Source organism: Candidatus Thiodictyon syntrophicum (assembly GCF_002813775.1).
Taxonomy (GTDB): domain Bacteria; phylum Pseudomonadota; class Gammaproteobacteria; order Chromatiales; family Chromatiaceae; genus Thiodictyon; species Thiodictyon syntrophicum.
On sequence record NZ_CP020370.1, the window covers coordinates 4,747,565 to 4,772,087 of the forward strand.

The following is a 24,523-nucleotide window of genomic DNA, read 5'->3' on the forward strand; positions in this document are numbered from 1 at the left end:
AGTGGCTGCATCGCTGCGCGTGCTGCTGAACGCCCTGCCGGTCGGCACCCTGAGTCAGGATCGCAACGACGGCTGCGAATTCCGGCTGCTCGAATCCTACAAACAGGCTTACCCGAGGCCAGTGCTGGGCCAGGCGTTCCTCGATGACCTGGAGCAGGTCCAGCGCACCCGCTCGCGGGTCCCTTCCTGGTTCTCCAACCTACTGCCGGAAGGACCCTTGCGCGAGTTGGTGGCTCAACGCGCCGGCGTCGTTCCATCGCGTGAGTTCTTCCTCTTGCGGCATCTGGGCGAGGACCTGCCGGGCGCAATACGGATCGTCGCTGATCCGTCAGAGGGAGAGTCCGAGGAGACGCAGGCGCCTGGAGAGAAACCGAGCGGGCAGGACAGCGACTCCTGGCATTTTTCGCTGGCGGGGGTGCAGCTGAAATTTTCCGCTCGCCGGGGCGAACGCGGACTCACCATCCCGGTCAGCGGACGGGGCGGAGACTGGATCGTCAAGCTCCCGGACTCCCGCTATCCCCGGGTACCGGAGAACGAATACGCGACCATGCGCTGGGCCGAGGCGAGCGGAATCCAGATTCCCGAGCTGGCGCTGGTCGATGTAGCAGATATCGCGGGTTTGCCGGACTCCATCGGACGGTTTCACGAGCGTCGAGCGCTGGCGGTTCGGCGTTTCGATCGCCGCGCCGACGGCGGTCGCATCCATATGGAGGACTTTGCCCAGATACTGGGTCTATATCCCGACGAGAAATACCGAAAATTCAACTATGAGACCCTGGCAAAGGTGATCTGGTCGCTGGTCGGAGATGAAGGGCTGGAGCAATACGTGTTGCGACTTGTCTTCATGGTCGTCTCGGGTAACGGCGATGCCCATCACAAGAATTGGAGCCTGCTTTACCCGGACGGTATTCGGGCAATTCTTTCCCCTGCCTATGATCAGGTCGCGACTATCCCCTATAAGGCCAACGACACCCTGGCGCTCAATCTCGCGACCTCCAAACGCTGGGAGGCGGTGAACCTGGAGTCGTTCCGGCGCATGGCGCGCCGAATCGGGGCCGACGAGTCACAGATGGTGCAGCGCGTTCAGGCAGCAGTCGACGCCATCATCAATGTCTGGAACCAGTCAGGCACGCAGTTCGGCTATGATCGCGAAACACGCGAGGTCCTTGCCATGCATATGACGAGAATCCCCCTGGTGAAAGGAATCGCAGGGTCCTAATACGATCAGCGTCCTGGAATAGGTGCCAAGCCCCCAAGCCAGTTTGCGGACCATCAGGGCCTCGGCGCCGCCCCTCCAACGGAATCTGGCCCGAGCCAAGCCGGCCGCGCGTCCAGGCCCTATAATTGCCGTACCGCTCCCACCAGGAACCTGCCATGTCCCTGAAGCCAAAGCCCCACCTCCAGTTCGCCGACTGGCTGGCCGCCGAGCGCGCCGCGGATCAGGGCCGTACCGAGTATCTGGACGGCGAGGTGTTCGCCATGGCGGGCGGCACCGAGGCCCATAATCTGATTGCCGGTAACGTCTTCGGAGGCCTTCGACCGCGGCGACAAATTCGCCTACTACCGGACGCTCCCAAGTCTGCGCGCCTGTCTGCTACTGTCCCAGCAGCGGGTCAGCGCCGAACTCTTTCTGCGCCAACCGGGCGGCGACTGGTTGCTGTCGACCTACACCGACGGGCGCGACCAGATACCGCTGGTCGCCCTCGACGCCGCACTCCCCCTTGACGAGGTCTACGCTAAGGTCGAGTTTGCTCCCGGCACCGAAACGCCGGAGCATCCGCCCCCGGCCCGAACCCAGCCGCGCCCCGACTGAACTGCCCCACGGCAGCGGTCCCGGACACCCCTCGAATCTCCTGGAGACCAGGATATGAACCCAGAGAAACCACTGCCCAAGTCGCCGACCGGCATCCAAGGCCTCGATGAAATCACCGGCGGCGGCCTGCCCACCGGTCGGCCGACGCTGGTCTGCGGCGACGCCGGTTGCGGCAAGACGCTGCTGGCCATGGAATTCCTGGTGCGCGGCGCGACCAGGTTCGACGAGCCGGGCGTCTTCATGGCCTTTGAGGAGACCGGCGCCGAACTGGCGCAGAACGTCGCCTCGCTGGGGTTCGACCTGGACGCGCTGATCGCCGCGGGCCGCCTGGTCGTGGACTATGTCTACATCGAACGCAGCGAGATCGAGGAGACCGGTGAATTCGATCTGGAGGGGCTGTTTGTGCGGCTCGGCTACGCGATCGATTCGATCGGGGCGCGGCGCGTGGTGCTGGATACGGTCGAAACCCTGTTCGCCGGGCTGCCCAATCCGCTCATCCTGCGCGCCGAACTGCGCCGGCTCTTTCGCTGGCTGAAAGAGCGCGGCGTGACCGCCATCATTACCGGGGAGCGCGGCGCGGGTTCGCTGACCCGCCAGGGCCTGGAAGAATACGTTTCAGACTGTGTCATCATGCTCGACCACCGCGTGAAGGACCTGATCAGCACCCGGCGCCTGCGCGTGGTCAAGTACCGCGGTTCGACCCACGGCACCAACGAATACCCCTTCGTCATCGACTCCGACGGCATTGCGGTACTGCCGATCACCTCGCTTGGCTTGGGGCATAGCGCCTCCACCGAGCGGGTCTCGTCCGGCATCCCCCGCCTCGACGCCATGCTGGCGGGTGCCGGCTTCTACCGCGGCAGCAGCATCCTGGTCTCGGGGACCGCCGGGACGGGCAAGACCAGTCTGGCCGGTCACTTTGCCGCCGCCGCCTGCGGCCGGGGTGAGCGCGTACTCTTTTTTGCATTCGAGGAGTCCCCCAGCCAGATCATGCGCAATCTCGGCTCGGTGGGGATCGACCTGGCGCCCTGGGTCGATGAAGGTCTGCTCCAGTTCCAGGCCGCCCGCCCCACGGTCGCGGGCCTGGAGATTCACCTGACCACCATGCACAAGGCGATCCTCGAGTTCCGGCCGCGCATCGTGATCATCGACCCCTTGAACAGCTTCATCAGCGGGGGCAATGAGATCGAGGTCAAGGCGATGTTGCTGCGCCTGCTGGATTTCCTCAAAATGAGCCAGATCACCGGATTCTTCACCAATCTCACCGCGGGCGGCAGCGCGCTGGATCACACCGATGCTGCCATCTCCTCCCTGATCGACTCTTGGCTCGTGCTCCTGGCCATCGAGTCGGGCGGTGAACGCAATCGCGCATTCAGCATACTCAAGTCACGCGGTATGGCACACTCCAATCAGACCCGCGAGTTCCTGCTGACCGCGCAGGGGGTGGAGTTGCGCGATGTCTATGTGGGTCCGGGCGGGGTCCTGACCGGCTCGGCGCGACTGACCCAGGAGGCGCAGGACACCGCCGCACAGTTGGCCCGTCGGCACGAGATCGAGCGCGGCCAACGTGAACTGGAACAACGGCGCGCGACCCTGGAGGCACAGATCGCCGCCTTGCGCACCGAGTTTGCGATCCAGGAGGCCGATACCCTGGCCCTGATCGAACGCCACCGGGCGCAGGAGGCGCAATTGGAAAGGGAGCGGGCGGACATGGCGGCAAGCCGCAAGGCCGACGCGCCGGGTACCGACGGGGGGCAACCATGAACACGCCACCGACCGGGCCCCAGACCCCGGACCAGGACACACCCGACATCTGGACCCTGCGGCTCTATGTCGCCGGGCAGACCCCGAAGTCCATCACCGCCTTCGGCAACCTCAAGCGCATCTGTGAGGAGCACCTGCAAGGGCGCTACCAAATCGAGGTGATCGACCTGCTGGAACACCCCCAACTGGCGCGCGGCGACCAGATCCTGGCGATCCCGACCCTGGTGCGCAGGCTCCCCGAGCCGGTCCGCAAGATCATCGGCGACCTGTCCAATACCGAGCGGGTCCTGATCGGGCTGGACCTGTTGCCGCGTGTACCCTAAAGGAGTACGACCGATGTCAACTGAAAGCGTGCCCGATTGGCCCCCGGCGTTGGCGGGCAGCGCCGCCGGTGCGCCGGATGAGACCTATCTCCTGCGCCTCTATGTGACCGGCGTGACCCCGAACTCGGTCCGTTCGATCGCCAACATCAAGCGGATCTGCGAGGAGCACCTGCAGGGGCGCTACCAACTGGAGGTGATCGACATCTACCAGCAACCGGAACTCGCGGCGCACGAGCAGGTCATCGCCGCACCGACCCTGATCAAAGAACTCCCGCTCCCCTTGCGGCGGATCATCGGCGACCTGTCGAACACCGAGCGGGTCCTGGTCGGGCTGAACCTGCGCCGGAGGGACTAAGTGGAGCAATCCGATCGCGATGACACACTGGCCGCCGAGAACCGGGACCTGCGCGCCCGCCTGAGCGAGGCCGAGGAGACGCTGCGCGCCATCCGCAATGGTGAGGTGGATGCGCTGGTGGTCGCGGGGCCCGGGGGCGATCAGGTCTTCACCCTGCGCGGCGCCGACTATGCCTACCGGGTACTGGTCGAGGAGATGAGCGAAGGGGCGCTCATCCTGACGGCGCAGGGGGTCATCTTCTATGCCAATCGGCGCCTGGCGCAGATGCTGAAGGTCCCGCTGCAACAGGTGATCGGGGCGAGCTTCGAGCGCTGGGTCACCGCGGTCGACCAGGCCCTGTTCCGCGCCCTGATGAACCGCGCGAGCCCGCAGACGCATCAGCGCATGGAGCTCACCCTGCGCGCCGATGACGGAACCGGCGTGCCTTGCTATTTGTCGGTCAGTTCGCTGCAACTCGGCGAGGTCGTAGGGTCTTTTTGCCTGGTGGCCACCGACCTGACCGAACAGAAGCGCAGTGAGGCCATCGTCGCCGCGGAGAAACTGGCGCGCCTGATCCTGGATCAGACCGCCGAGGCGATCGTGGTGTGCGACAACGACGCCCGGATCATGCGCGCCAGCGAGGTGGCCCACACCCTCTGCGGGGAAAACCCGCTCGAGCAGCCGTTCGAGCGCGTCTTTCCATTGCAGGAGGCCAATGGCGCGCCTTTCTCTCTCGCCCGGTTCCGCAACACCGGCCACCGGCGCCGGATCGAGACCAGGCTAGAGCGTCAGGGGGCGGTCTTCTACCTGCTGGTGAGCGTCGGCCCGCTAGTGGGTTCGCAGGGGGAGCGCCTGGGCAGTGTCGTCATCCTGACCGACATCACCCAGCGCAAGGCGGCGGAGGAACAGATCGAGCAACTCGCCTTCTATGACCCGCTGACCCGGCTGCCCAATCGACGCCTCTTGCGCGACCGGCTCCATCAGGCGGTCGCGACCTGTACCCGCACTCGGCGGCAGGGGGCGCTGCTCTTCATCGACCTGGACGATTTCAAGACGCTGAACGACACCCTGGGACACGACATCGGCGATCTGCTGCTCCAACAGGTGGCCCAGCGCCTGATCGACTCGGTGCGTATGCGCGACACCGTGGCCCGCCTGGGGGGCGATGAATTCGTGGTGATGCTGGAGGACCTAGGCACCCAGCCACAGGAGGCCGCCGCCCAGGTGCAGGTCGTGGGGGCCAAGGTCCTGACCGCACTGACCCAGCCGTATGAACTCGCCGGTCACCACTGCCACAGCACCCCGAGCATTGGCGCCACCCTGATCGGCGAGTACCCAGTGAGCGTGGACGAACTGCTGAAACGGGCGGATCTCGCCATGTATCAGGCGAAGGCGGCGGGCCGCAATACGCTGCGTTTCTTCGATCCGGAGATGCAGGCCGCCCTGGAGGCGCGCACCGCGTTGGAGTCGGAACTGCGCGAAGCACTGCGGGAGGGGCAGTTTCTGCTCTGGTACCAGGCGCAGGTGGACAGTGAGGGCCGCCTGACCGGGGCCGAGGCCCTGGTGCGCTGGCTGCATCCCCGGCGGGGACTGGTCGCGCCCGCGCGGTTCATCCCGCTGGCCGAGGAGACCGGGCTGATCCTGCCGCTGGGTCGCTGGGTGTTGGAAACGGCCTGTTCCCAACTGGCGCGCTGGGCGCAACGGCCGCAGACCGCCGGGCTGACCCTGGCGGTAAACGTCAGCGCCCGCGAGTTCCGCCACCCGGGATTCGTGGCGCAGGTCGAGGCCGTCCTCGAGGTGTCCGGTGCCGACCCGCACCGGCTCAAACTGGAACTCACCGAGAGCCTGCTGCTGGAGGACATCGCCGACACCATCGCCAAGATGACCGCGCTCAAGGCCCTGGGGGTGGGCTTTTCACTCGATGACTTCGGCACTGGCTATTCCTCCTTGAGCTATCTCAAGCGCCTGCCCCTGGATCAGTTGAAGATCGATCAGTCCTTCGTCCGCGACGTGCTGACAGACCCCAACGATGCAGCGATTGCCCGTACCATCGTGGCCTTGGCCCACAGTCTCGGGCTCGCCGTCATCGCCGAGGGGGTGGAGACCGAGGGGCAGCGGGCCTTCCTGCTCGAGAGCGGCTGCCGTGCCTTCCAGGGCTATCTGTTTGGTCGGCCAGGGCCGGTGGAGGGGTTGTGGCAATGCTGCTGAATCAACCATTTATCGGCCACGGGTGGGCTTCTCGTCCCCCCGTACCGCGACACTGCCATTAAGTTAAGGCGTACTCGCTGACCGCGTCGGCTCTGCCTGGAGTCCAAGGCTTCAGCCTTGGCGCGCTCCACGGCTGAAGCCTTGGACTCCAGGCGTTTGGGCTGCGGCGCTTAACTTAACTGCAGTGACGCGCCGCGACCCTGCGGGTATTCCCGTAGGATAGGCAGAGCGAGAGCGATGCCCATCGTTTGCGCTTGGTCCGCACAGCGCTTGGTCCGCACAGCGCCTGATCCGCACAGCGGACCCTACGGTGGTCCGGCCTCGCCGCCTCGGACTGGGGACAGGGATCGAGGTCCTGCGCAAGTCCGAACCACGGCGTATCCTAGTCAGTCGGGGCGCGCCGGCGCGGCACCCCCGGGGACGGCGCGGCGGTGAGATTGAATCCCAAGGGGTTGAGGCAGCATGAGCATCAAAGAATACCGGACGGCAACGCAGGCCCGCGGGGGGCTGCTGGTGGTCAGGGAGGCCCCGGGTATCGCCTTCGGCGACCGGGTGCGGATCGAGGACCACGCGGGCGGGGTGCGCAACGGGCAGGTGATCCGCAGCGCCGACAGCGAGGTGCTGATCCTGGTCTTCGAGGGCACCGACGACCTGGATCTGGACCATACCTGGGTGCGCTTTCTGGACGAACCGGTGGAGATCGCCCTGTCGCCGGAACTCTTGGGCCGCGAGTTCAACGGCTTGGGAGAGCCCCGGGACGGCCGCCCGCCGATCCTCGCCAACCTGCGTCGGCCGGTCAGCGGCTCCGCTATCAACCCCGCCGCCCGTACCTATCCGCGCGAATTCATCCAGACCGGCATCTCCACCATCGACGGGCTCAACAGCCTGGTGCGCGGCCAGAAGCTGCCGATCTTCTCCGGCTCCGGGCTGCCCCACAACCGCCTCGCCGCCCAGATCGTGCGGCAGGCGAAGTTGAAGGACGAGGACACCAGCTTCTCCGTCGTCTTCGCCGCCATGGGCGTGTCATACGCCGACGCCCGCTTCTTCCGCGAGGAGTTCGCCGGCTCCGGCGTGCTGCGCAACGTCGTCATGTTTATCAACCTGGCGGATGACCCGCCGGTGGAGCGCCTGACCCTGCCGCGCACCGCACTCACCGCCGCCGAATACCTGGCCTATGACCTGGACCGTCACGTCCTGGTGGTCATGACCGACATGACCTATTACGCCGAGGCCCTGCGCGAGGTCGCCACCGCCAAGGGCGATGTACCGGCGCGCAAGGGTTATCCCGGCTATCTCTATTCGGATCTGGCCGAGATCTACGAGCGCTGCGGGCGCATCCACGAGCGCCACGGCTCCATTACCATGATGCCGGTGGTCTCGATGCCATCGGATGACATCACCCACCCGATCCCCGACCTGACCGGCTATATCACCGAGGGCCAGATCGTACTCTCGCGCGAATTGCACAACCAGGGCATCTACCCCCCGGTGCACATCTCACCGAGCCTGTCGCGCCTGATGAAGGACGGCATCGGCAAGGACGACACCCGCGAGGACCACCCGCGGGTCGCCGGCCAGATCTACGCCCTCTATGCCCGCGCCCAGGAGACCCGCAACTTGGCCTCCATCATCGGCGCCGATGAACTCTCCGAGCGCGACCGCCGCTTCCTTGCCTTCGCCGACGCCTTCGACCAGCGCTTCGTCGGCCAGGGCGAGGCCGAGGACCGCTCCATCGACGCGACGCTCAACCTCGCCTGGGAGCTGATGAGCGCCTTTCCGCGCGACAGCCTTACGCGGATGAATGAGACCGATTTGGCGAAGTACTATACGGGGACGGATTAGGAACGGTTCACTAATCAGCTAAACAAGCGCATTAGGGATGCCTGTCGCGTCGTTGTCGTTGTCGTTGTCGTTGTTTAGCCTATTTCTGACTCGTTTCCTTAGCGCCCCGTGCCGCTTGCCCCGGCGGGCATCTCAAGCCCCGCAGGGGCGCGACATACCAGCCCAGGGCAACGCCCTGGGGTAACGCCAGCCCACCCATCAGCCCTGAAAGGGCGTGACATTTGGTGTCGACCATGACCCTGCCCCCAACCCCCGCGACCATCAGCGACCTCTACGAGACCGACTTCAGCCGCTGGCTGTTCGAGAACGCCGCCCTGCTCCGCCAAGGGCGATTCGCCGAGGCGGACATCCCCAACATCGCCGAGGAGTTGGAGTGTCTGGGACGCGGCGAGAGTCGGGCCGTCGAAAACCACCTCGCCGTGTTGCTCCTGCACCTGCTCAAGTGGGAGCTTCAGCCGGAGCAGCGCAGCAGCGGTTGGCGGGACTCAATCTACCATGCCCGCCACGCCGCCAACCGCCTGCTTAGGGACAGCCCGAGCCTGGTCAGCCACGTCCCCGAGCTGGTCGTCGACGGGTACGAGGAGGCCCGTTACAAGGCCATCCTCGAGACGGAGTTGCCGGAGTCCTGCTTTCCCGAGGTTTGCCCCTATACTGTCGAACAGGTGTTGGACAAAGCATTCTGGCCGGGACCGGGCGAGACCAGTCGGCCATAGCCGCTTGCCGCGGACGGTTCTACCCGCCAAGAAATGTAGGAGACCAACAATGAATCCAAGAGCCGTCACTGCATTACGGTCGCCAAAACCTGAAACAGCCTTGGATCTCTACCAGACCGACCTCCAGCGTTGGCTGTTTGAAAACGCGCGCCTACTGCGGGAGGGCCGTTTTGATGAGTTAGACGCTTTTCCCGATCGCTGTCCTTACACCCCGGAACAGATTCTCAGCCATGAATATTTGCCGGATGCGTGAAAGCGGAAGCGCATGACACCATGGACCAAGAGTGCAGCCGCCAGGCGCAAACGCCGCCGCCCGTCACCTGCGCCAACTGCGCCGCCGTCTGCTGCCGCCTGGAGGTCCTGTGCATCACCGAGACCGGTGTTCCCCGCCGCTTCACCAGGCCCAACCCCGGCGGCGTACCGTCGATGGATCGCCTGGCGGATGGCTGGTGCGCCGCGCTGGATCGCGACACCTTGCGCTGCCGCATCTATGAACAGCGTCCGCTGATTTGTCGGGAATTCGAGGAGGGTGGAGCCGACTGTATCGCGGAGCGCGCGGCCTGGAGTGGCGGCTGACCCACGCAGAAAGAATGATATGCCGCAATGCCGTAGGTTGCCGAGGAACGCACCCCAACATTTCAGGGCCTTCTATTCGGCGGCTCGTTGGGCTTCGTTCCTCAGCCCAACCTACAATGCTGGCGTTGTCGTTGTCGTAATCGAGGTTATCGCAACGCCCGGGATTCACTCGCAACCAATTTGCAGCGCTTCTCCGACTACGACTACGACTACGACAACGACAACGGCAACGATTGTGTCTAACTTGTTCTTGACTCGATACCAACCACTCGCCGAGACACCATGGCCCAACCCCTGATCAAGGTCCCGCCCACCAAGAACACCCTGCTCAAGCTCAAGAAGCAGGTGAAATTCCTGGAGGAGGGGCACGACCTGCTGGAGCGCAAGCGTGAACTGCTCACCCGCCTGGTCTACGAGCGCATCGGCGAGTACCGCAACCTGCGCGCCCAGGCGCAGCAGGCGCTGGCGCAGGCCTACCGGTGCCTGAGCCTCACCCATCTGCGCATGGGCAGCCGGGGCATCCGCCAGGCGGCGCTGGGGGCCGAAGCGGCGCTGCGGGTCGACATACTCCCGCGCCGCGCCCTGGGCGTAGAGTACCCCGCGGTCACGGCCGAGCGGCTGCCGCTCAAGCCCGTGGGACTGCTCGGCACCGATGCGAGCTTCGACACCAGCCGCGACAACCTGGCCAATGCGGCCGTCCTGCTGGCCCGCCTGAGCGAGGTGGAGACCGCCCTGCACCGCCTGATGGAGGAGCAGCGCAAGGCACAGAAGCGGGTCAACGCGCTCAAATACAACATCATCCCGCGCTACCGCCGAACCATCCATTTCATCGCCTCGGCGCTCGAGGAGGAGGAGCGCAATACCCTGTTCCAGGTCAAGCTCTTGCGTGAGCGCGGGTGCGATCAGAACTGATGTGATGGCCGAGATCCCGGGTACGCTGTCGTTGTTGTTGTCGTTGTCGTTGTCGTTGTCGTGGTCGTAATCGAATAATCCGACCACGATTACGACAACGACAACGACGCCCGGTCCGTGAGGACGCCCGGTAGCTGTAGGGTACGCATCGCGCACCCGGCTCCGGCGGTCGTGGCAGCGACGTCGGATCACACCCCCTACCAAAGGGCCAGCAGGCGCCCATCCTCCACCCGGTTCTCGAACGTCTTCATGGGGTGTTCGCCCTTCTCGATGCAGGCCCCGGTGCGGATGTCGAACTTCCAGTGATGCTTGGGACAGGTCAGGGTCAGGCCCTCCAGGGCCAGGTGGGGGATATTGGTGACCTGGTGCGGACAGTGCGAGTCATAGACCTGGTAGGCCTCGCCCGCACGATAGACGAACACCGTGCGCGTGCTGCACTCGACCCGCTGGACCTCGCCGTCGGCGAGGTCCGCCACCGCCATGACATCGCGCCACTGGGGCGCGGCGGCGATCAGCTCGGGCGAGAACTCGGGGATCCCCATCTCCAGCAGGATGTCCGTGGCCCAGACGATCTTAGCCAGGCCCAGGGCGGGGAAGGCCATGAGCAGGGCGTCGACAATCTCCATGGGGGTGCAGCCGTCACGCAGCGCCCGCATCAGGTACTGCTTGAAACCGGCCTCGGTCTGGGAGTGGACCTTGGTGATGACCGAGATCAGGTCACGGGTCTTGGGGTCGAGGTGCTTGCCCGTGTCCTTGAGGAACTTGAAATAGTGTCCGAGCGCGTCGCCGCGCACCGCGATGAGATAATTCAGAGCGTCGCTCATGGTGACTTACCGATGCTGACCGATGGAGGATAAGGGGATGTTCGGGCCGCCGGGGCCACAAACCCGGCGATTATCCACCAGAGCGGCCCCCGTTTCATTGACGAAGGCCCCGCTCCCGCCCCAATCCGCTTGCACCGCACCGCGAACGGGGCGACAGTGCCGCCCTGATCCCGGCGCGGGCCCCGCCCACGCCCTCGAAGCCCCGCGGTAACTTCATGCAACAAGATACGATCAGCAAGGCGGTGGTCCTGGTCCTGGCACTGGGGATCTCCGCCCTCTTTATGACCATGATCGCGCCCTTCCTGATGGCGCTCTTTCTGGCGGGCCTCGCGAGCGCCCTGGCGCAACCCCTGTTCCTGCGCCTGACGGACCTGTTCGGGGGCCGCCGGGCGCTGGCGTCGCTCGCGAGCCTGTCGCTCATGACGCTGGTGGTGCTGATCCCGCTGGTTCTGCTGGCGGGCGTCCTGGTCTCCCAGGCCCTGGACGTGAGCCAATTGGCGGGCGTCTGGGTGGGCGAGACCCTGACCCAGCCCGAGGCCTTCGCCGGACTCCTGCGCCGCCTGCCCTTCTATGAGCAGTTGGCCCCGCACTGGGGCAAAATCGCGCAGCAGGCAGGCGACGCGGCCGGGGCCTTGAGCAAGATCGCGGTGGAGGGCCTGTCCTCGCTCACCCTGGGGACCGTAAACTTCATCTTCATGCTCTTCGTGTTCCTCTACAGCCTCTATTTCCTGCTGATGGACGGGGACCAACTGGTCGACAAGTTGCTCTATTACCTCCCGCTCAAGACCACGGACGAGCGCATGATGCTCGCGAAGTTCACCTCCGTGACCCGGGCGACACTGCGCGGCTCGCTGCTGATCGGTCTGCTGCAGGGGACCCTGGCCGGCATCGCCTTCGCCGTGGCCGGCATCCCCAACGCGATCTTCTGGGGCTCGGCGATGGCGATCTTCTCCATGATCCCCAACGTCGGCTCGGCCCTGATCTGGGTACCGGCGGTGGTGCTCCTGATCGTCCAGGGGCAGGTGCTCACGGGCGTCCTCCTGGCCGCCTTCTGCGGCCTGCTGGTGGGCAGCCTGGACAATGTGCTGCGCCCCATCCTGGTCGGCAAGGACACCAAGATGCATGAGCTGATGATCTTTTTCAGCACCTTGGGCGGCCTCTTCATGTTCGGTTTCCCGGGGATCTTCATCGGCCCGGTGATCGGCTCACTGCTGGTCTCGATCTGGGAGATCTATGGCGTCGAGTTCGCCGATTCGCTGCCGGAGGTGGAGGGGAGCATGGGCAGCCAGGGGGAGACGGGGTTCATCCCGGGGGAGACCCCGGCCAGCCCGGCGGATCAGGGCGAGGCGCCCTAAGGAACTAGAGAATGCCTCTAGCGCCGTTGTCGTTGTCGTTGTCGCAATCGAGGTTATCGTCGTTCCCCGGATTCTCTCGCACCCACGTCGCATCGCTTCTCCGATTACGACAACGACAACGACAAAGATTGTGTTTAGCTTGTTCCTGACTCGCTACTTGAGGAGTCGGGGCGGGACGCCCCCGCTCCTTTGCTGCGTGAAGCAATCCAGGGTGTGGTCGTTGACCATCCCCACTGCCTGCATCAGGGCATAGCAGATGGTACTGCCGACGAAGCGAAAGCCGCGCCGCTTGAGCTCCCGGCTCAGCCGATCCGACTCAGGCGTTTGGGCCGGGACCTGCGCCAGACTGGCCCAGGCGTTTTGCCGCGGTACCCCATCCACGAACCCCCAGAGCAGGTCCGACAGGGTCTCGCCCCGTTCGTACAGGGCCAGGACGGCGCGGGCGTTGCCCACCGTGGACTCCACCTTGAGGCGGTTGCGGACGATCCCCGGATCGGCGAGCAGTTCGGCGAGCCGTGCCCCATCGAAACGGGCAATGGCCTGCGGGTCGAAGCCCAGGAAGACCCGCCGATAGCCCTCACGCTTGCGCAGGATGGTGAGCCAGGACAGGCCCGCCTGGGCGCCCTCCAGGGTCAGCATCTCGAACAGGTGCCGTTCGTCGCGGTTGGGGACGCCCCATTCGCGGTCGTGATAGTCGACATAGAGCGGGTCTGCCGTGCACCAGGCGCAACGGATCAGGCCGCCATCGCTCATTGGGGCAGCCGGTCCAGGATGCCGAACAGGGCGGCCCTGAGTTGCGCATAGTCCGCGGGCGCTGCGGCCAGCATCCGCGCGGCGCTCTGGACATAGGTGCCAGGGACCAGCTCGTCGGCACACTGGACGCAGATGCCCGCGACGCTTTCCGCGGTGGATTCCAGGTGGAATTGGAGCCCGAGCACGCGCCCTTCGTAGAGGAATGCCTGCTGCTCGCAGGCGCGGCTGCGGGCCAGGTGGAGCGCGCCCGCGGGCAGGTCGAAGGTATCACCGTGCCAGTGGAACACCGTAAGGGTGGCCGGCAGAAAGCCGCAAACCGGGGACGCCTGCCCGGCCGCGGTCAGTTCGATCGGCATCCACCCGATCTCGGGCTCCCGGTTGCGATAGACCCGCGCGCCCAGCACCGCGGCAATCAACTGGGCCCCGAGACAGACCCCGACCAGGGTCTTGCCGGCCGCGATAGCGCGGCGGATGAGGGCCTTCTCCGCGGCCAGCCAGGGGTACCGCGACTCGTCGTTCGCGCCCATGGGTCCACCCATGATGACCAGCCAATCGAAGTCCGCCGGCTCCGGCGCCGCGGCGCCGGCATAGAGCGGGGTTGTGGTCAGTGAGTGACCACGGGCAGCGGCCCAGTCGGCGATACCGTAGGGGCCCTCGAAGGGGACGTGCTGCAGGACCTGGATACGCATGTCGTCTAACCTCAGCAGCCCGGGTCTTCGGGCGTCAGTTCCAGCGCGCCCCTGATCAGGGCGCCGGCCCGATAGAGCCCGACCAGGGTCTTGGCATCGGTGATGGTCCCATCGCTACACCAGTCCAGGGCCTGACCCAGGGGCAGCCAATGGATCTCCATTACCTCGTCGCGCTCCTGGGCGTGGTCCCGGAGCTCCAGGTCCCGCGCCAGCCACAGATAAATGACCTCGGTGAAGACCCCGGGTGAACTGTGCATGAAACCCAGATCGATCCAGTCCGCGGCGCTTACCCCCGCCTCCTCCGCCAACTCCCGGGTCGCCGTCGCCAGCGGGGCCTCACCCGGGTCGATCTTGCCCGCCGGCAGCTCCCACAACCAGCCGCCCCCGGCATGACGGTACTGGCGCAGCAGACAGACCCGCTGCTGCTCGTCGAGCGCCACCGCCGCGGCACCGCCGGGGTGGCGGATGATCTCCAGGTCCACCCGGTTGCCGTTGGGGAGTTCCACGGTTTCGATGGCGACGTCGATCACGCGCCCCGCAAAGATCGGCTCGCGCTTCAGGATGGGTGTTTCGGTCATGACGATATCTCAGCGGCCGGGGGCAGTCGCTTGCAGGTGCCCCGGATTCTAACTCAAAGCCGACCGCTGAAAGCTGACCACTGAAAGCTGAACGCTGAACGCTGAACGCCAAAAGCTGACCGCTCGTTCAGGCCGGCAACCGCACCCGGATCAAGGCACCACCCAGGGGGCTCGCGACGATCTCCAGGTCCCCGCCATAGGCGCGGCAGATCTCGGTCACCACGGCCAGTCCGATACCGTGGCCGGGGGTCGCCAGGTCCGCCCGGGCGCCGCGCCCCAGCACCTCGCGGGCGCGTGCCGCGGGGATGCCGGGGCCATCGTCCTCGACCCAGAGTACCAGGTAGGTACCGGCGCGCCGACCGCCGACACCCACCCGGGTGCGGCACCACTTGTAGGCGTTGTCCAGCAGGTTGCCCAGGACCTCCAGCAGGTCGCCCTCCACCCCGCGGAAGCTCAGGCCCGGCTCCAGGTCCAGGGTGACTTGCACCGCGCGCCCGGCGTGCAGCTTGGCGAGCGAGGCGCGCAGCCGCTCCACCGCCTGGGCCACCGGGACCGGCGGGGCCAGGGTGGCGACCGGGCGGGGGCGGGCACGCTCCAGTTGATAGGCGACGATCTCCTCCATGCGCCGCACCTGCTCGGCCGCCTGTTCCGACCAGGGCCCGGCCCCGGACGGCGCCGCGCCCGGCCCCGGGGTGCGCGCCTGCGCCAGGGCCCCGCGCAGCACCGCCAGGGGCGTCTTGAGGCTGTGGGCCAGGTCGGCCAGGGCGTGGCCGAGACGGGTCTGGCGCGCGGACTCGTGGGCGAGGAGCGCGTTTAGATTGTCGGTCAGCGGCCGTAGCTCCCGGGGGTAGCGGCCGTGCAGCCGGTCCTGGGTGCCGGCCTCCACCGCGGCCACCTCGTCCGCCGCCCGCCGCAACGGGGCCAGGCCCCAGCGCAGCGCGGCCAGCAGGGCAACGAGCAGGAGCGCGGCCATGGCCCCCAGCCAGCGGGCCAGGCTGGTGCGAAAGCGATCCAACTCAAGGGCATAGTCGGTCAGGTCCTCCGCCACGCTGAAGGTGTAGCCGCGGGGCACCGGGCCGATGGTCCAGGTGACACCGTAGTCCTCCACGAAATAGGCGCGGCCGGTGTCGTCCTGCGCCTCGCGGAAGCGGCGCTGGCCGGGCGCGAGCCCGGTACCGAAGGGCACGGTCTGGCCCAAGGCCGAGGGCGAGCGCCAGATCGGGGTCCCGGCGGTGTCGCTCACCTGACCATAAAGCCCGGACCCGGGCAGGCTCAGGCGCGCCTCGGCCAGGCCCGGCGGCAAGGTCAAGCCATCCTCCTGCGCGTCCGCCGCGGCCATCAGCAGATAGACCTGGCCGAGCAGACGCTCCTCCCGGGCGGAGCGGGCGGCGGCCTGGAAGGCGCGCTCCAGGGCGAGGCTCGTGAGCACCACGAAGACCAGCAGCACCAGGGCGGCGACCAGCGTCACCCGCGTCTGGAGCGACGTCACACCGGCCTGTCTGCGTGGACGAAGCGGTAGCCGCGCCCGCGCAGCGTCTCGATCGGGCCCCAGGTGCCATCCGGGTCCAGCTTGCGGCGCAGCCGCCCGACCAGGACCTCCAGCACATTGCTGTCGCGGTCCTCGTCGTGGGGATAGAGATAGTCCGCCAGTTCACGCTTGGACAGGACCCGGCCCGGCTGAGACATCAGCCGCTCGAGGAGCCGGAACTCGAAGGCCGTCAGTTCCACCGGGGCGCCCTGCACCCAGACCCGTTGTCCGGCGCGGTCCAGGCGCACCGGCCCCAGCGCCAGCACCTGCTCCGCCGCCCCGGCCGCCCGGCGCAGCAGGGCGCGCAGCCGGGCCAGCAGTTCCTCGATCTCGAAGGGCTTGGCCAGGTAGTCGTCCGCGCCTGCCTCCAGCCCCTCGACCTTGTCCTGCCACCGGCCGCGGGCGGTGAGCACCAGCACCGGGAGACGGTTCCCGGCCGCCCGCAGGCGCCGCAGGATCGCCAGTCCCGGGGTCCCGGGCAGGCCCAGATCCAGCACCAGCGCGTCGAAGGGGTACTCGCTCGCCAGATACAGCCCCTCGTCCCCGTCCCCGCTCTGGTCCACCCGGAACCCCTCGCGCAGGAGCCGCGCGACCAATTGGGCGCGCAGGGCCGGCTCGTCCTCGATCACCAGCAGGCGCATCGGCGCGGCCGACCGGCTCAGCCGCCGGCCGCGGGGATCACGACGACACGGACCTCCCCCGCCGGGGTCAGCACCTTGACCTGCCAGCCCCCACTGCCCCGCTCCACCGACAGCACCCGCCCGCCGGTCTGGCGGCGCGCCTGCTCCGCCGCCTCGGCCGCCGACGCGGCCCCGGCCACCAGGACCCACGGGGGCGCGGCGCGGGGCGCCGGGCACCCGACCGGCGCCTGACAGGCCCCCAGGGAAAGCACAAGAAGCGAAGCACCACTGGTCAACATCGATGAATCACGGATCTGAACGTCGGGCCGGGCCGGGTGCGGATGAATCTAGCACAAGGCCGCGGCGCGCGCCGGGTGCGATCAGAACTGATGTGGTGGCCGAGCTCCCGGGTACGTTGTCGTTGTCGTTGTCGTAATCGAATAATCCGACCCACGATTACGACAACGACAACGACAACGACGCCCGGTCCGTGAGAACGCCCGGTCGCTGTCGCTGTAGGGTACGCATCGCGTACCCGGCTCCGGCCGTCGCGGCAGCTTGGCGAGTTCTAATCGCGCCCGCGCCGCGCCGGCCCCTACCAGCGCCCGCTGAGGATCACCGAGAGCCCCGGCAGCGGACGCGCCGGAACATAGCGCCGCTCATAGACCGGCCGCTCCACCACGACCACATCGCGCCCGCCCCGGCGCCCATCGCCATACCCCCGGCGATACCGATCGCCGCGCCCCCAGCCGTGTCCATGGTTATGCCCCCAGCCCCGCCGGTCGTCGCCATGTCGCGGCCCGCCACCCCAGCCGCCGCCGTGGTAACGCTCGCCGCGGTACCCACCGCCCTGGCCGCCGCCACGGGGTCCACCGCCTTGGTAGCCCCCGCCGCCCTGGCCGCTGCTACGGGGTCCGCCGCCTTGATCGCGCCCGCCGCCCTGGCCGCCGCCATACTGCGCGCCCCCCGGCGACCCGCCGCCCCAACCGCGCCCGCCGTCCGCCGCGGCCAACCCGGGCAGGGCCAGGGCGCCCGCCAGCAGGGCCGCCAGCACCAATCGGTTCGGGGTGTATCGCTTGCTCATCGTCGCTGCCCTCTGAAGTCTGGCGGGGCCCAATGCCCTCGCTTGGCACCCATACTAGGCCGGGGACCCTGAACGCAGCCTGAACCGGGCGCCTCGTCAAGGCGACGCCCCGACCCCGCGCCGGGCCAGGGCCTGTTCATTAGCCCGCGCCCTGACCCGTCGTCGTTGTGGTTGTCGTTGTCGTTGTCGTTGTCGTTGTCGTTGTCGTTGTCGTTGTCGTAGTCGTAGTCGTAGTCGTAGTCGAGGTTATCGTAGCCCCGCGGATTCTCCCGCACCCCAGATTGCATCGCTTCTCCGATCACGACAACGACAACGACAACGATTGCCTCGTGTTCCTGACTCGTGCCTAGGTGCCCTCCAAGGCCTTGGACGCGACCTCATAGGCATCCTTGGACAGGGCCTCGGCGGCGAGTATGCGCCCGAGTTCCGCGCGCATCAGGCCTTGCCGCTGCGGATCGAAGCGCCGCCAGCGGATCAGTGACTTGAGCAGCCGCGAGGCGATCTGCGGGTTCAGCGGGTCCAGTTCCAGGACGCGCTCGGCGAGAAAGCGGTAACCGCTGCCGTCGGCGGCGTGGAAGCGCACCGGGTTGGCGGTGCAGAAGGCGCCGATGAGACTGCGCACGCGATTGGGGTTGCGCAGGGAGAAGTCGGGGTGGTCCATCAGGTGCACCACCTGCTCCAGGGTGTCCGCCCGGCTGCTGGTGGCCTGGATACTGAACCACTTGTCGATGACCAGGGGCACGGCGGACCAGCGGCGGTAGAACTCGACCAGCGCCGCCGCACCGGCGGGGCCGCCATGGTCGACCAGCAGGCGCAGGGCAACCATCACGTCCGTCATGCTGTGCGCGGCGCTGAACTGGTCATTACACAGGGTGATGGCATCCTGACCCCCGCCGGCCATGAGATACCCGAGCGCCAGGCCCTTCAGTGCCCGTCGGCCGGTCCCCTCGGGGGTGAAGGCATAGGGGCCGGTCTCGGCCTGGGCCGCGTAGACGCGGCGCAGATCCTCGCCCAATTCCTCCCCGATCCGGCGGCGCAGATGCTCCCGGGCGGCATGGATACCGTCCACGTCCACCACCGCCATCTGATCCGCCAGGTAGGACTCCCCGGGCAGGATCAGGACCTCGGCGCGCAGCGCCGGGGCACTTTCGGTGTCCAGCAGGGCGAGCCGGCAGGCCGCGAAGAAGGCCCCCGGCACCTGGATCTGCGGCTGCGCGACGGTGCGGAGCAAGACCCGCTGCATCAGGGTCTGGGCGGCGTCCCAGCGGGCGAAACCGTCGGTATCCCGGGCCATCAGGAACTCCAGATCCTGATCGCTGTAGTCGAAGCGCAGCTTGACCGGGGCCGAGAAGCCGCGCAGCAGCGAGGGCACCGGCCGCTCGGGCAGCCCGACGAAACGGAACTGCTCCACCGCGGCGCGCACCTCCAGCACCCGGGTGCCGACCCGCGCCGCGTCCGCACCCGCGACGACCGGGTCGTCGCTCAGACGCAACGGCAGTTCCTGACCGCCCGCATCGAGCAGCCCGACGGCCAGCGGCAGGTGCAGGGGCCCCTTCTGCGGCTGACCCGGGGTCGCCGGGGTATGCTGGCGCACGCGCAGTCGGTAGCTGCCCTGCGCCGGGTCATAGTCGCCCTGGACCCAGAGCTCGGGGGTCCCGGCCTGCTCATACCAGCGGCGGAACTGGGTGAGGTCGCGTCCGCTGGCGACCTCCATGCAGGTCACGAAGTCGTCGGTGGTCACCGCCTGGCCGTCGTAGCGGGTGAAATACAGGTCAGTGGCCTTACGGAACAGCGCGGGGCCCAGCAGATTGGCCTGCATCCGCACCACCTCGGCGCCCTTCTCGTAGACGGTCGAGGTGTAGAAGTTGTTGATCTCGATATAGGCCGTGGGCCGCACCGGGTGGGCCAGGGGGCCCGCGTCCTCGGCGAACTGATGCGCGCGCAGGCCGCGCACGTCGTGGATGCGTTTGACCGCGCTCGACCCCATGGCGGCGGAGAATTCCTGATCGCGGTAGACGGTGAAGCCCTCCTTCAGGCTCAACTGAAACCAGTCGCGGCAGGTAATGCGGTTACCCGTCCAGTTGTGGAAATACTCATGCGCGATGACCCCCTCGATCCCCGCGAAGTCCTGATCCGTGGCGATGTCCGGGCGCGCCAGGACATACTTGTCGTTGAAGACGTTGAGCCCCTTGTTCTCCATCGCCCCCATGTTGAAGTGGCTGACGGCCACGATCATAAACAGATCGAGGTCATATTCGCGCCCGAAGCGCTCCTCGTCCCAGCGCATGGCCCGCTTGAGCGAGCGCATGGCGTGGTCGCACTGGTCCAGGTTGTGGGGCTCGACATAGATCCGCAGCCCCACCTCGCGCCCGGAGGCGGTCGTGAAGTGGTCCGCGACCAGCCCCAGGTCCCCGGCGATCAGGGCGAACAGGTAGCAGGGCTTGGGAAAGGGGTCCTCCCAGTGCACCTCATGGCGGCCGTCCCCCAGGTCGCGCGGCTCACCCGGATTGCCGTTGGACAGCAGCACCGGAAAGCGCCCCCGGTCGGCCGCCAGGGTGACCCCGTAACGGGCCATGACGTCCGGGCGGTCCAGAAAATAGGTGATGCGCCGGAACCCCTCCGCCTCGCACTGGGTGCACAACATCTCGCCGGACTGGTAGAGTCCCTCCAGGGCCGTGTTGCGGGCCGGGTGGATGTGGACCCAGGTCTGCAGCAGGAAGCGGTCCGGCACCCGCTGCAGGGTCAGGGACTCGGCGTCGACCCGATACTCGGCGGGGGTCAGGGGATACCCGTCGATGCTGACCCGGTCCAGTTCCAACTGCTCCCCGTGCAGGGTCAAGCTGCCGTCCCCGCGGGTCGCGGCCGGGTTGCGGCGCATGTGCAGGTCGGCGGCGACCCGGGTCAGGTCCGGGTCCAGGTCGAAGCGCAGGTCCACCCGGTCGATCAGGAACTCGGGCGGGCGATAGTCCTCCAGACGGATCGGGTGCGGGGCATCTCGGTACATGCTGCTCTCGGTGGGCCATGGCAGGGGGTCTCCTGCGGATAGCGTCGATTGTATTCCGGCGACGGCCATTTGATTCAAAGGCAAACATAAAACATGATCCCGGCGGCCGGCCGCGCGCGGCGCGGGCCGCGGCAAGCACGAGAGAGCGACGATGCCACAAGTCCTGATGTACACAAAAACACCCTGCAGCTACTGCTCCCGCGCCCGGAAGTTGCTCCAGCGCCGGGGCATCGACTTCACCGAAGTCCCGGTAGACCGCGACCCCGAGCAGGAACGACAGATGATCGAGCGCAGCGGCAGCCGCAGCGTGCCCCAGGTCTTCATCGACGACCGCCACATCGGCGGCTATGCCGACCTGGCCGAACTCGACGCCGACGGGGAACTGGACCCCCTGCTCGGGCGATGACCGCGCCCGCACCGGCGCCCGAGGTCCGCCTCGATAAATGGCTGTGGGCAGCACGCTTTTTCAAGACCCGCCACCTGGCGGTGGAGGCCATCGCCGGCGGCAAGGTCCAGGTCGACGGCCACCGGGCCAAACCCGGGCGGGGCATCCGACCCGGCGCGCGGATCTCCATCCACAAAGAGTCGCTGGCCTGGGAAGTCGAAGTCCTGGCGGTGACGCTGCAACGCCGCCCGGCCGCCGAGGCCGCGCTCCTGTACACGGAGGACGAGGCCAGCCTGGCACGGCGCCTCGAACAACTGCGTCAACGCCGTGAGGCCGGTCCCCAGGACCAGGTCGGCGAACGCCCGACCAAGCGCGACCGGCGGCAGTTGGAGCGGTTCAAAGCGCCATGAGGGGTCGATTACCAGTACCGATGAGCGCGGATCCCGATACCATTAGAAAACGCCGCTGAACGCGGGAAATGGACAGGATTAACAGGATTTCTCAGGATTTACAGGAGGTCTTATTGCTGCGCGCGGCGCCCTGCTTATCTTGTTAATCCTGCAAAATCCTGTTAATCCTGTCTAATTTCTTGCTCCTTGCGCAAGCGTCGGACTTTCATCGGGGGCGCAAGTGACGGGGACAGGCCGCCAAGCCCCGCTAACACCAACCACCGGAACCAACGCCATGGGTCGCATCGTCGCAAGCAGTTTCCGCCCGGCCTGGTGGCTGCCCGGCCCCCACCTCCAGACCGTCTGGCCGAGCCTGGCGCGGCGCCGACCCGAACTGCCGCTCATGCGCCGCCGCATCGAACTGGCCGACGGCGACTTCATCGACCTGGCCCTGGGCGCAGGCGGCGGACCCCGCGTCCTGGTAATCCACGGACTGGAGGGGGACCTCCAGTCGCACTATGCCGGCACCCTGCTCCAGGTCTTGGCCCAGGCGGGCTACTGCCCCGTCTTCATGCACCTGCGCGGCTGCTCCGGCGAGCCCAACCGACTGGCCCGCAGCTACCACTCCGGCGCCAGCGAGGACCTGCACGAGGTCCTCACCCACCTGGCGCACGACCCGGCGGGCCCGCCGCTCGCCGCCATCGGCTTCTCCCTGGGTGCCAACCTGCTGCTCAAATACCTGGGCGAACGCGGCGGCCACCCGGCCGGCGACCCGCGAGCGCCCCTGCTCGGCGCCGGGATCGCGGTGTCGGCCCCCTTCGTCCTGCGCGACGCCATGCTGCGCCTGGATCAGGGTGCCTCGCGCATCTACCGGACCTATCTCGTCGACCGGCTCAAGCTCGCCTTCCGGAGCAAATTCGCCACCCTCCCCTGCCCGCTGTCCATCGACATCGCCGCGATCCACGGATTCAACGAGTTCGACGACCAGGTCACCGCCCCCCTGTGCGGCTTCACCGGTGTCTTCGACTACTACAGCCGCGCCAGTTGCCGCGGCTACCTCCCCGCCATCAGCACTCCGACCCTGATCATCCACGCCCGCGACGACCCCTTCATGTTCCCGGCCACCGTCCCCTTCGAGCACGAGCTCGGCCCCGGCATCACGCTGGAGCTCAGCGCGCACGGCGGCCATGTCGGCTTTGTCGCCGGCAGTCGGCCCTGGCGGCCGGAGTATTGGCTGGAGGGGCGGATCATCGGGTTTCTCCGGGACCTCCAGCCAAGCACCTGAAAGCCCGGGCGTGCCGGACCAGGGTGCCTGCCCCCCAACCACCGTCCGGTGCGAACCCCACGGGCTTCAGGCGAGTACCGCACGATGAAAATACCCGCGCCATTGACCGCACCGCGACCCTAGGGTGCGCCGTGCGCACCATGGCGCCCACCGAAACCCTGGCCGCGGCGAACAACCGCAGCCTCTCAAGGTGCGCACGGCGCACCCTACGCCAATGGTCAGAGCTATTGTGTCAGGTGGTACTACTCCCGGTTTCAGCTTAGCTTGCGTATCGACCCCAACGGGGTCGAACATACCAGCCCAGGGCAACGCCCTGGGTCTGGGTCATCGCAGCACTCAGCCCTGAAAGGGCGTGACATAAAGACGTGGCTCCTGATGTCACGCCCTTTCAGGGCTAGGCCGACATAAATTACGCGATCCCAGGGCGTTGCCGTGGGCTGGTATATCGCGCCTCTGCGAGGCTTGAGCAGGCGCAAGAATAGCTGCAACGGGTACTACCCGCCGGTTCGATCAAACTCCAACCTGCCGGCCTCCTGATACAGCTCGGCGAGGGCGGTCTCGGCCTTGTCATAGAGGGCGCACAGACTTGGTTCCTTCTTGATCAAGGGGTGACTGCCAAGGAATTGATAGACATAATCCGTGGCCACCGACGCACGATCCATGAACTCGAAATAGTGCCCGGGGTTGATCGGGTCATCGCCGTCGTCCGCCACCAGCACGGGACGACCGTCGACCTCCCGCTCTTCGAGGACCGGCCGGCGGCAGGCATGAATGAAATGGCGGATCTCCTCGCGCAGTTCCGCAAGCGTCTCGCCGTAGACGGTAACCGGCGCCGCGGTCCAGCTTTGGATGCTGCCATCCTCGTCATAGAAGACCTCATGGATCTGATAAGACACCTCATCCGCGTCGGCACCAGCCTTGCGCAGGACCCTGTTATTCCAGCTTGACATTGGCTCTTACCTTTAGTGGTAGCGCTCCACGCCCGATCCGTAGGATGGGCAGAGCGCAGCGATGCCCATCATTCAGCACCGCGGTGACTCGTCGTCGCCGTTCCAGGCGGCAATCAGGACATTGTCGGAGTGATCGCTGGGCCGGCGGTCCACGCCCCGGCCGCGTCGGCTGGGTCCACGCTGACCGCCAACCGATGTCGACCAGGTAACACGCTGGACGGCAAGCGCAACACCACGCCGCGGTGGGCATCGACGTCGCAATCGAAGGTGAAGGTCTGCATGTCAGTCGCTCGTTCGGGTTGCGGGCAAGGCCTATGCTGCCCCGAATCCGCGGCGTCGTCCATCCGCACGGACAGCTGCATCTTACCGTGAAAGTCGCGCGGCGACGCTGTGGGAGCGGCTTTACCGTGAAAGTACGTAGTCAGGCCATCCTGGCCTGACGGCGTCGGGGCTGGAAGCCCTGACTACGCCGCCCCGCACGCTGGCCATCGAGCTAGCGGTCGAGAGGACTTTCATGTTCCGGGGTGGCGCGGGTGCCATGACCGTTAGCCGCGACGAGGCCTCGCGAGTTGCCGCAACGTCGCAGGTTACCGC

The 24,523-nt window shown here is 67.0% G+C and carries 26 protein-coding genes; 15 read left to right on the top strand and 11 right to left on the bottom strand.

Going from position 1 to position 24,523, the window contains the following annotated elements; genetic code table 11:
• Position 1: 1 nt before the first annotated feature.
• The 11 genes from THSYN_RS19960 to THSYN_RS20005 all read left to right on the top strand — a co-directional run bounded on the left by THSYN_RS19960 (position 2) and on the right by THSYN_RS20005 (position 10,485).
• Complete coding sequence (locus tag THSYN_RS19960; RefSeq protein WP_100920673.1) at positions 2–1,219, top strand: type II toxin-antitoxin system HipA family toxin; 1,218 nt, start codon at positions 2–4, stop codon at positions 1,217–1,219.
• Positions 1,220–1,510: 291 nt separating this feature from the next.
• Complete coding sequence (locus THSYN_RS19965; protein ID WP_335582465.1) at positions 1,511–1,813, top strand: hypothetical protein; 303 nt, start codon at positions 1,511–1,513, stop codon at positions 1,811–1,813.
• Between the two features lie 54 nt (positions 1,814–1,867).
• Positions 1,868–3,577 carry a circadian clock protein KaiC gene (gene kaiC / locus THSYN_RS19970; protein ID WP_100920674.1) on the top strand — a complete coding sequence of 570 codons (1,710 nt, stop codon included), beginning with the start codon at positions 1,868–1,870 and terminating at the stop codon, positions 3,575–3,577.
• Positions 3,574–3,900: a circadian clock protein KaiB gene (gene kaiB / locus THSYN_RS19975; protein WP_100920675.1), complete on the top strand. Its 327-nt coding sequence runs from the start codon at positions 3,574–3,576 to the stop codon at positions 3,898–3,900. The genes kaiC and kaiB overlap by 4 nt, the downstream gene beginning before the upstream one ends.
• A 13-nt stretch (positions 3,901–3,913) precedes the next feature.
• Positions 3,914–4,255: a circadian clock KaiB family protein gene (locus THSYN_RS19980; protein ID WP_100920676.1), complete on the top strand. Its 342-nt coding sequence runs from the start codon at positions 3,914–3,916 to the stop codon at positions 4,253–4,255.
• Positions 4,256–6,442 (top strand): putative bifunctional diguanylate cyclase/phosphodiesterase, encoded by a 2,187-nt coding sequence (locus THSYN_RS19985; protein WP_172965313.1) that lies wholly within the window; start codon positions 4,256–4,258, stop codon positions 6,440–6,442. It abuts the gene before it with no gap.
• Positions 6,443–6,904: 462 nt separating this feature from the next.
• A complete protein-coding gene (locus THSYN_RS19990; protein ID WP_100920677.1) occupies positions 6,905–8,284 on the top strand; it encodes a V-type ATP synthase subunit B in 1,380 nt (459 codons plus the stop codon).
• 233 nt (positions 8,285–8,517) lie between these two features.
• Positions 8,518–8,997 carry a DUF29 domain-containing protein gene (locus THSYN_RS19995; RefSeq protein WP_236848624.1) on the top strand — a complete coding sequence of 160 codons (480 nt, stop codon included), beginning with the start codon at positions 8,518–8,520 and terminating at the stop codon, positions 8,995–8,997.
• Positions 8,998–9,046: 49 nt separating this feature from the next.
• Positions 9,047–9,250 carry a hypothetical protein gene (locus tag THSYN_RS34155; protein WP_157817807.1) on the top strand — a complete coding sequence of 68 codons (204 nt, stop codon included), beginning with the start codon at positions 9,047–9,049 and terminating at the stop codon, positions 9,248–9,250.
• 20 nt (positions 9,251–9,270) lie between these two features.
• A complete protein-coding gene (locus THSYN_RS20000) occupies positions 9,271–9,573 on the top strand; it encodes a YkgJ family cysteine cluster protein (RefSeq protein WP_100920678.1) in 303 nt (100 codons plus the stop codon).
• Positions 9,574–9,855: 282 nt separating this feature from the next.
• Complete coding sequence (locus tag THSYN_RS20005; RefSeq protein WP_100920679.1) at positions 9,856–10,485, top strand: V-type ATP synthase subunit D; 630 nt, start codon at positions 9,856–9,858, stop codon at positions 10,483–10,485.
• A gap of 197 nt (positions 10,486–10,682) precedes the next feature.
• On the opposite strand, the gene THSYN_RS20010 is transcribed toward THSYN_RS20005, so the two are convergent.
• Entirely contained in the window at positions 10,683–11,309 is a 627-nt protein-coding gene (locus tag THSYN_RS20010) for a Rieske 2Fe-2S domain-containing protein (protein WP_100920680.1), read from the bottom strand.
• A gap of 215 nt (positions 11,310–11,524) precedes the next feature.
• On the opposite strand from THSYN_RS20010, the gene THSYN_RS20015 reads away from it, so the two are divergent.
• Positions 11,525–12,664 (top strand): AI-2E family transporter, encoded by a 1,140-nt coding sequence (locus tag THSYN_RS20015; RefSeq protein ID WP_100920681.1) that lies wholly within the window; start codon positions 11,525–11,527, stop codon positions 12,662–12,664.
• Between the two features lie 153 nt (positions 12,665–12,817).
• On the opposite strand, the gene THSYN_RS20020 is transcribed toward THSYN_RS20015, so the two are convergent.
• The 9 genes from THSYN_RS20020 to pepN form a co-directional block, all read right to left on the bottom strand.
• Positions 12,818–13,417, bottom strand: a complete 600-nt coding sequence (locus THSYN_RS20020) for a DNA-3-methyladenine glycosylase I (protein WP_100920682.1) — start codon at positions 13,415–13,417, stop codon at positions 12,818–12,820.
• The gene (locus THSYN_RS20025) at positions 13,414–14,106 is read right to left on the bottom strand and encodes a type 1 glutamine amidotransferase (RefSeq protein ID WP_100920683.1); all 693 of its coding nucleotides are present in this window, start codon (positions 14,104–14,106) and stop codon (positions 13,414–13,416) included. The genes THSYN_RS20020 and THSYN_RS20025 overlap by 4 nt, the downstream gene beginning before the upstream one ends.
• Positions 14,107–14,117: 11 nt before the next feature.
• Positions 14,118–14,684: an NUDIX domain-containing protein gene (locus tag THSYN_RS20030; protein WP_100920684.1), complete on the bottom strand. Its 567-nt coding sequence runs from the start codon at positions 14,682–14,684 to the stop codon at positions 14,118–14,120.
• A gap of 127 nt (positions 14,685–14,811) precedes the next feature.
• Complete coding sequence (locus THSYN_RS20035; RefSeq protein WP_100920685.1) at positions 14,812–16,173, bottom strand: ATP-binding protein; 1,362 nt, start codon at positions 16,171–16,173, stop codon at positions 14,812–14,814.
• Complete coding sequence (locus tag THSYN_RS20040; RefSeq protein WP_100920686.1) at positions 16,170–16,853, bottom strand: response regulator transcription factor; 684 nt, start codon at positions 16,851–16,853, stop codon at positions 16,170–16,172. Before THSYN_RS20040 ends, THSYN_RS20035 begins: the two co-directional genes overlap by 4 nt.
• Before the next feature lie 17 nt (positions 16,854–16,870).
• A complete protein-coding gene (locus tag THSYN_RS20045) occupies positions 16,871–17,104 on the bottom strand; it encodes a hypothetical protein (protein WP_100920687.1) in 234 nt (77 codons plus the stop codon).
• A 323-nt stretch (positions 17,105–17,427) separates the two neighbouring features.
• On the bottom strand, positions 17,428–17,916 hold the full coding sequence (locus THSYN_RS20050; protein WP_157817808.1) for a hypothetical protein: 489 nt from the start codon (positions 17,914–17,916) through the stop codon (positions 17,428–17,430).
• Positions 17,913–18,203 (bottom strand): hypothetical protein, encoded by a 291-nt coding sequence (locus THSYN_RS34965; RefSeq protein WP_172965314.1) that lies wholly within the window; start codon positions 18,201–18,203, stop codon positions 17,913–17,915. Before THSYN_RS34965 ends, THSYN_RS20050 begins: the two co-directional genes overlap by 4 nt.
• A 59-nt stretch (positions 18,204–18,262) precedes the next feature.
• Positions 18,263–20,920, bottom strand: coding sequence for an aminopeptidase N (gene pepN, locus THSYN_RS20060; RefSeq protein ID WP_100920690.1), 2,658 nt, complete (start codon positions 20,918–20,920; stop codon positions 18,263–18,265).
• Between the two features lie 151 nt (positions 20,921–21,071).
• Here pepN and grxC point away from each other — a divergent pair, with 151 nt between their 5' ends.
• From grxC to THSYN_RS20075, 3 genes are all read left to right on the top strand, one after another.
• Positions 21,072–21,326 (top strand): glutaredoxin 3, encoded by a 255-nt coding sequence (gene grxC, locus THSYN_RS20065; RefSeq protein WP_100920691.1) that lies wholly within the window; start codon positions 21,072–21,074, stop codon positions 21,324–21,326.
• Positions 21,323–21,715 carry an RNA-binding S4 domain-containing protein gene (locus THSYN_RS20070; RefSeq protein WP_100920692.1) on the top strand — a complete coding sequence of 131 codons (393 nt, stop codon included), beginning with the start codon at positions 21,323–21,325 and terminating at the stop codon, positions 21,713–21,715. Before grxC ends, THSYN_RS20070 begins: the two co-directional genes overlap by 4 nt.
• Positions 21,716–21,989: 274 nt before the next feature.
• Positions 21,990–22,979, top strand: a complete 990-nt coding sequence (locus THSYN_RS20075; RefSeq protein WP_100920693.1) for a hydrolase — start codon at positions 21,990–21,992, stop codon at positions 22,977–22,979.
• A gap of 494 nt (positions 22,980–23,473) precedes the next feature.
• On the opposite strand, the gene THSYN_RS20080 is transcribed toward THSYN_RS20075, so the two are convergent.
• Entirely contained in the window at positions 23,474–23,929 is a 456-nt protein-coding gene (locus tag THSYN_RS20080; RefSeq protein WP_100920694.1) for a hypothetical protein, read from the bottom strand.
• Between the last annotated feature and the right edge of the window lie 594 nt (positions 23,930–24,523).

Bases quoted from the DNA above. Each gene is read 5' to 3' on its own strand.
- THSYN_RS20030 (WP_100920684.1), bottom strand. From the start codon at position 14,684: ATGACCGAAACACCCATCCTGAAGCGCGAGCCGATCTTTGCGGGGCGC.
- THSYN_RS20075 (WP_100920693.1), top strand. From the start codon at position 21,990: ATGGGTCGCATCGTCGCAAGCAGTTTCCGCCCGGCCTGGTGGCTGCCC.
- THSYN_RS19980 (WP_100920676.1), top strand. From the start codon at position 3,914: ATGTCAACTGAAAGCGTGCCCGATTGGCCCCCGGCGTTGGCGGGCAGC.
- THSYN_RS20025 (WP_100920683.1), bottom strand. From the start codon at position 14,106: ATGCGTATCCAGGTCCTGCAGCACGTCCCCTTCGAGGGCCCCTACGGT.
- THSYN_RS20080 (WP_100920694.1), bottom strand. From the start codon at position 23,929: ATGTCAAGCTGGAATAACAGGGTCCTGCGCAAGGCTGGTGCCGACGCG.
- THSYN_RS20050 (WP_157817808.1), bottom strand. From the start codon at position 17,916: ATGAGCAAGCGATACACCCCGAACCGATTGGTGCTGGCGGCCCTGCTG.
- THSYN_RS20040 (WP_100920686.1), bottom strand. From the start codon at position 16,853: ATGCGCCTGCTGGTGATCGAGGACGAGCCGGCCCTGCGCGCCCAATTG.
- THSYN_RS20020 (WP_100920682.1), bottom strand. From the start codon at position 13,417: ATGAGCGATGGCGGCCTGATCCGTTGCGCCTGGTGCACGGCAGACCCG.
- THSYN_RS20010 (WP_100920680.1), bottom strand. From the start codon at position 11,309: ATGAGCGACGCTCTGAATTATCTCATCGCGGTGCGCGGCGACGCGCTC.
- THSYN_RS34965 (WP_172965314.1), bottom strand. From the start codon at position 18,203: ATGCAATCTGGGGTGCGGGAGAATCCGCGGGGCTACGATAACCTCGAC.
- THSYN_RS19995 (WP_236848624.1), top strand. From the start codon at position 8,518: ATGACCCTGCCCCCAACCCCCGCGACCATCAGCGACCTCTACGAGACC.
- THSYN_RS34155 (WP_157817807.1), top strand. From the start codon at position 9,047: ATGAATCCAAGAGCCGTCACTGCATTACGGTCGCCAAAACCTGAAACA.
- THSYN_RS20000 (WP_100920678.1), top strand. From the start codon at position 9,271: ATGGACCAAGAGTGCAGCCGCCAGGCGCAAACGCCGCCGCCCGTCACC.
- THSYN_RS20015 (WP_100920681.1), top strand. From the start codon at position 11,525: ATGCAACAAGATACGATCAGCAAGGCGGTGGTCCTGGTCCTGGCACTG.
- grxC (WP_100920691.1), top strand. From the start codon at position 21,072: ATGCCACAAGTCCTGATGTACACAAAAACACCCTGCAGCTACTGCTCC.
- kaiB (WP_100920675.1), top strand. From the start codon at position 3,574: ATGAACACGCCACCGACCGGGCCCCAGACCCCGGACCAGGACACACCC.
- pepN (WP_100920690.1), bottom strand. From the start codon at position 20,920: ATGTACCGAGATGCCCCGCACCCGATCCGTCTGGAGGACTATCGCCCG.
- kaiC (WP_100920674.1), top strand. From the start codon at position 1,868: ATGAACCCAGAGAAACCACTGCCCAAGTCGCCGACCGGCATCCAAGGC.
- THSYN_RS20070 (WP_100920692.1), top strand. From the start codon at position 21,323: ATGACCGCGCCCGCACCGGCGCCCGAGGTCCGCCTCGATAAATGGCTG.
- THSYN_RS20005 (WP_100920679.1), top strand. From the start codon at position 9,856: ATGGCCCAACCCCTGATCAAGGTCCCGCCCACCAAGAACACCCTGCTC.
- THSYN_RS19990 (WP_100920677.1), top strand. From the start codon at position 6,905: ATGAGCATCAAAGAATACCGGACGGCAACGCAGGCCCGCGGGGGGCTG.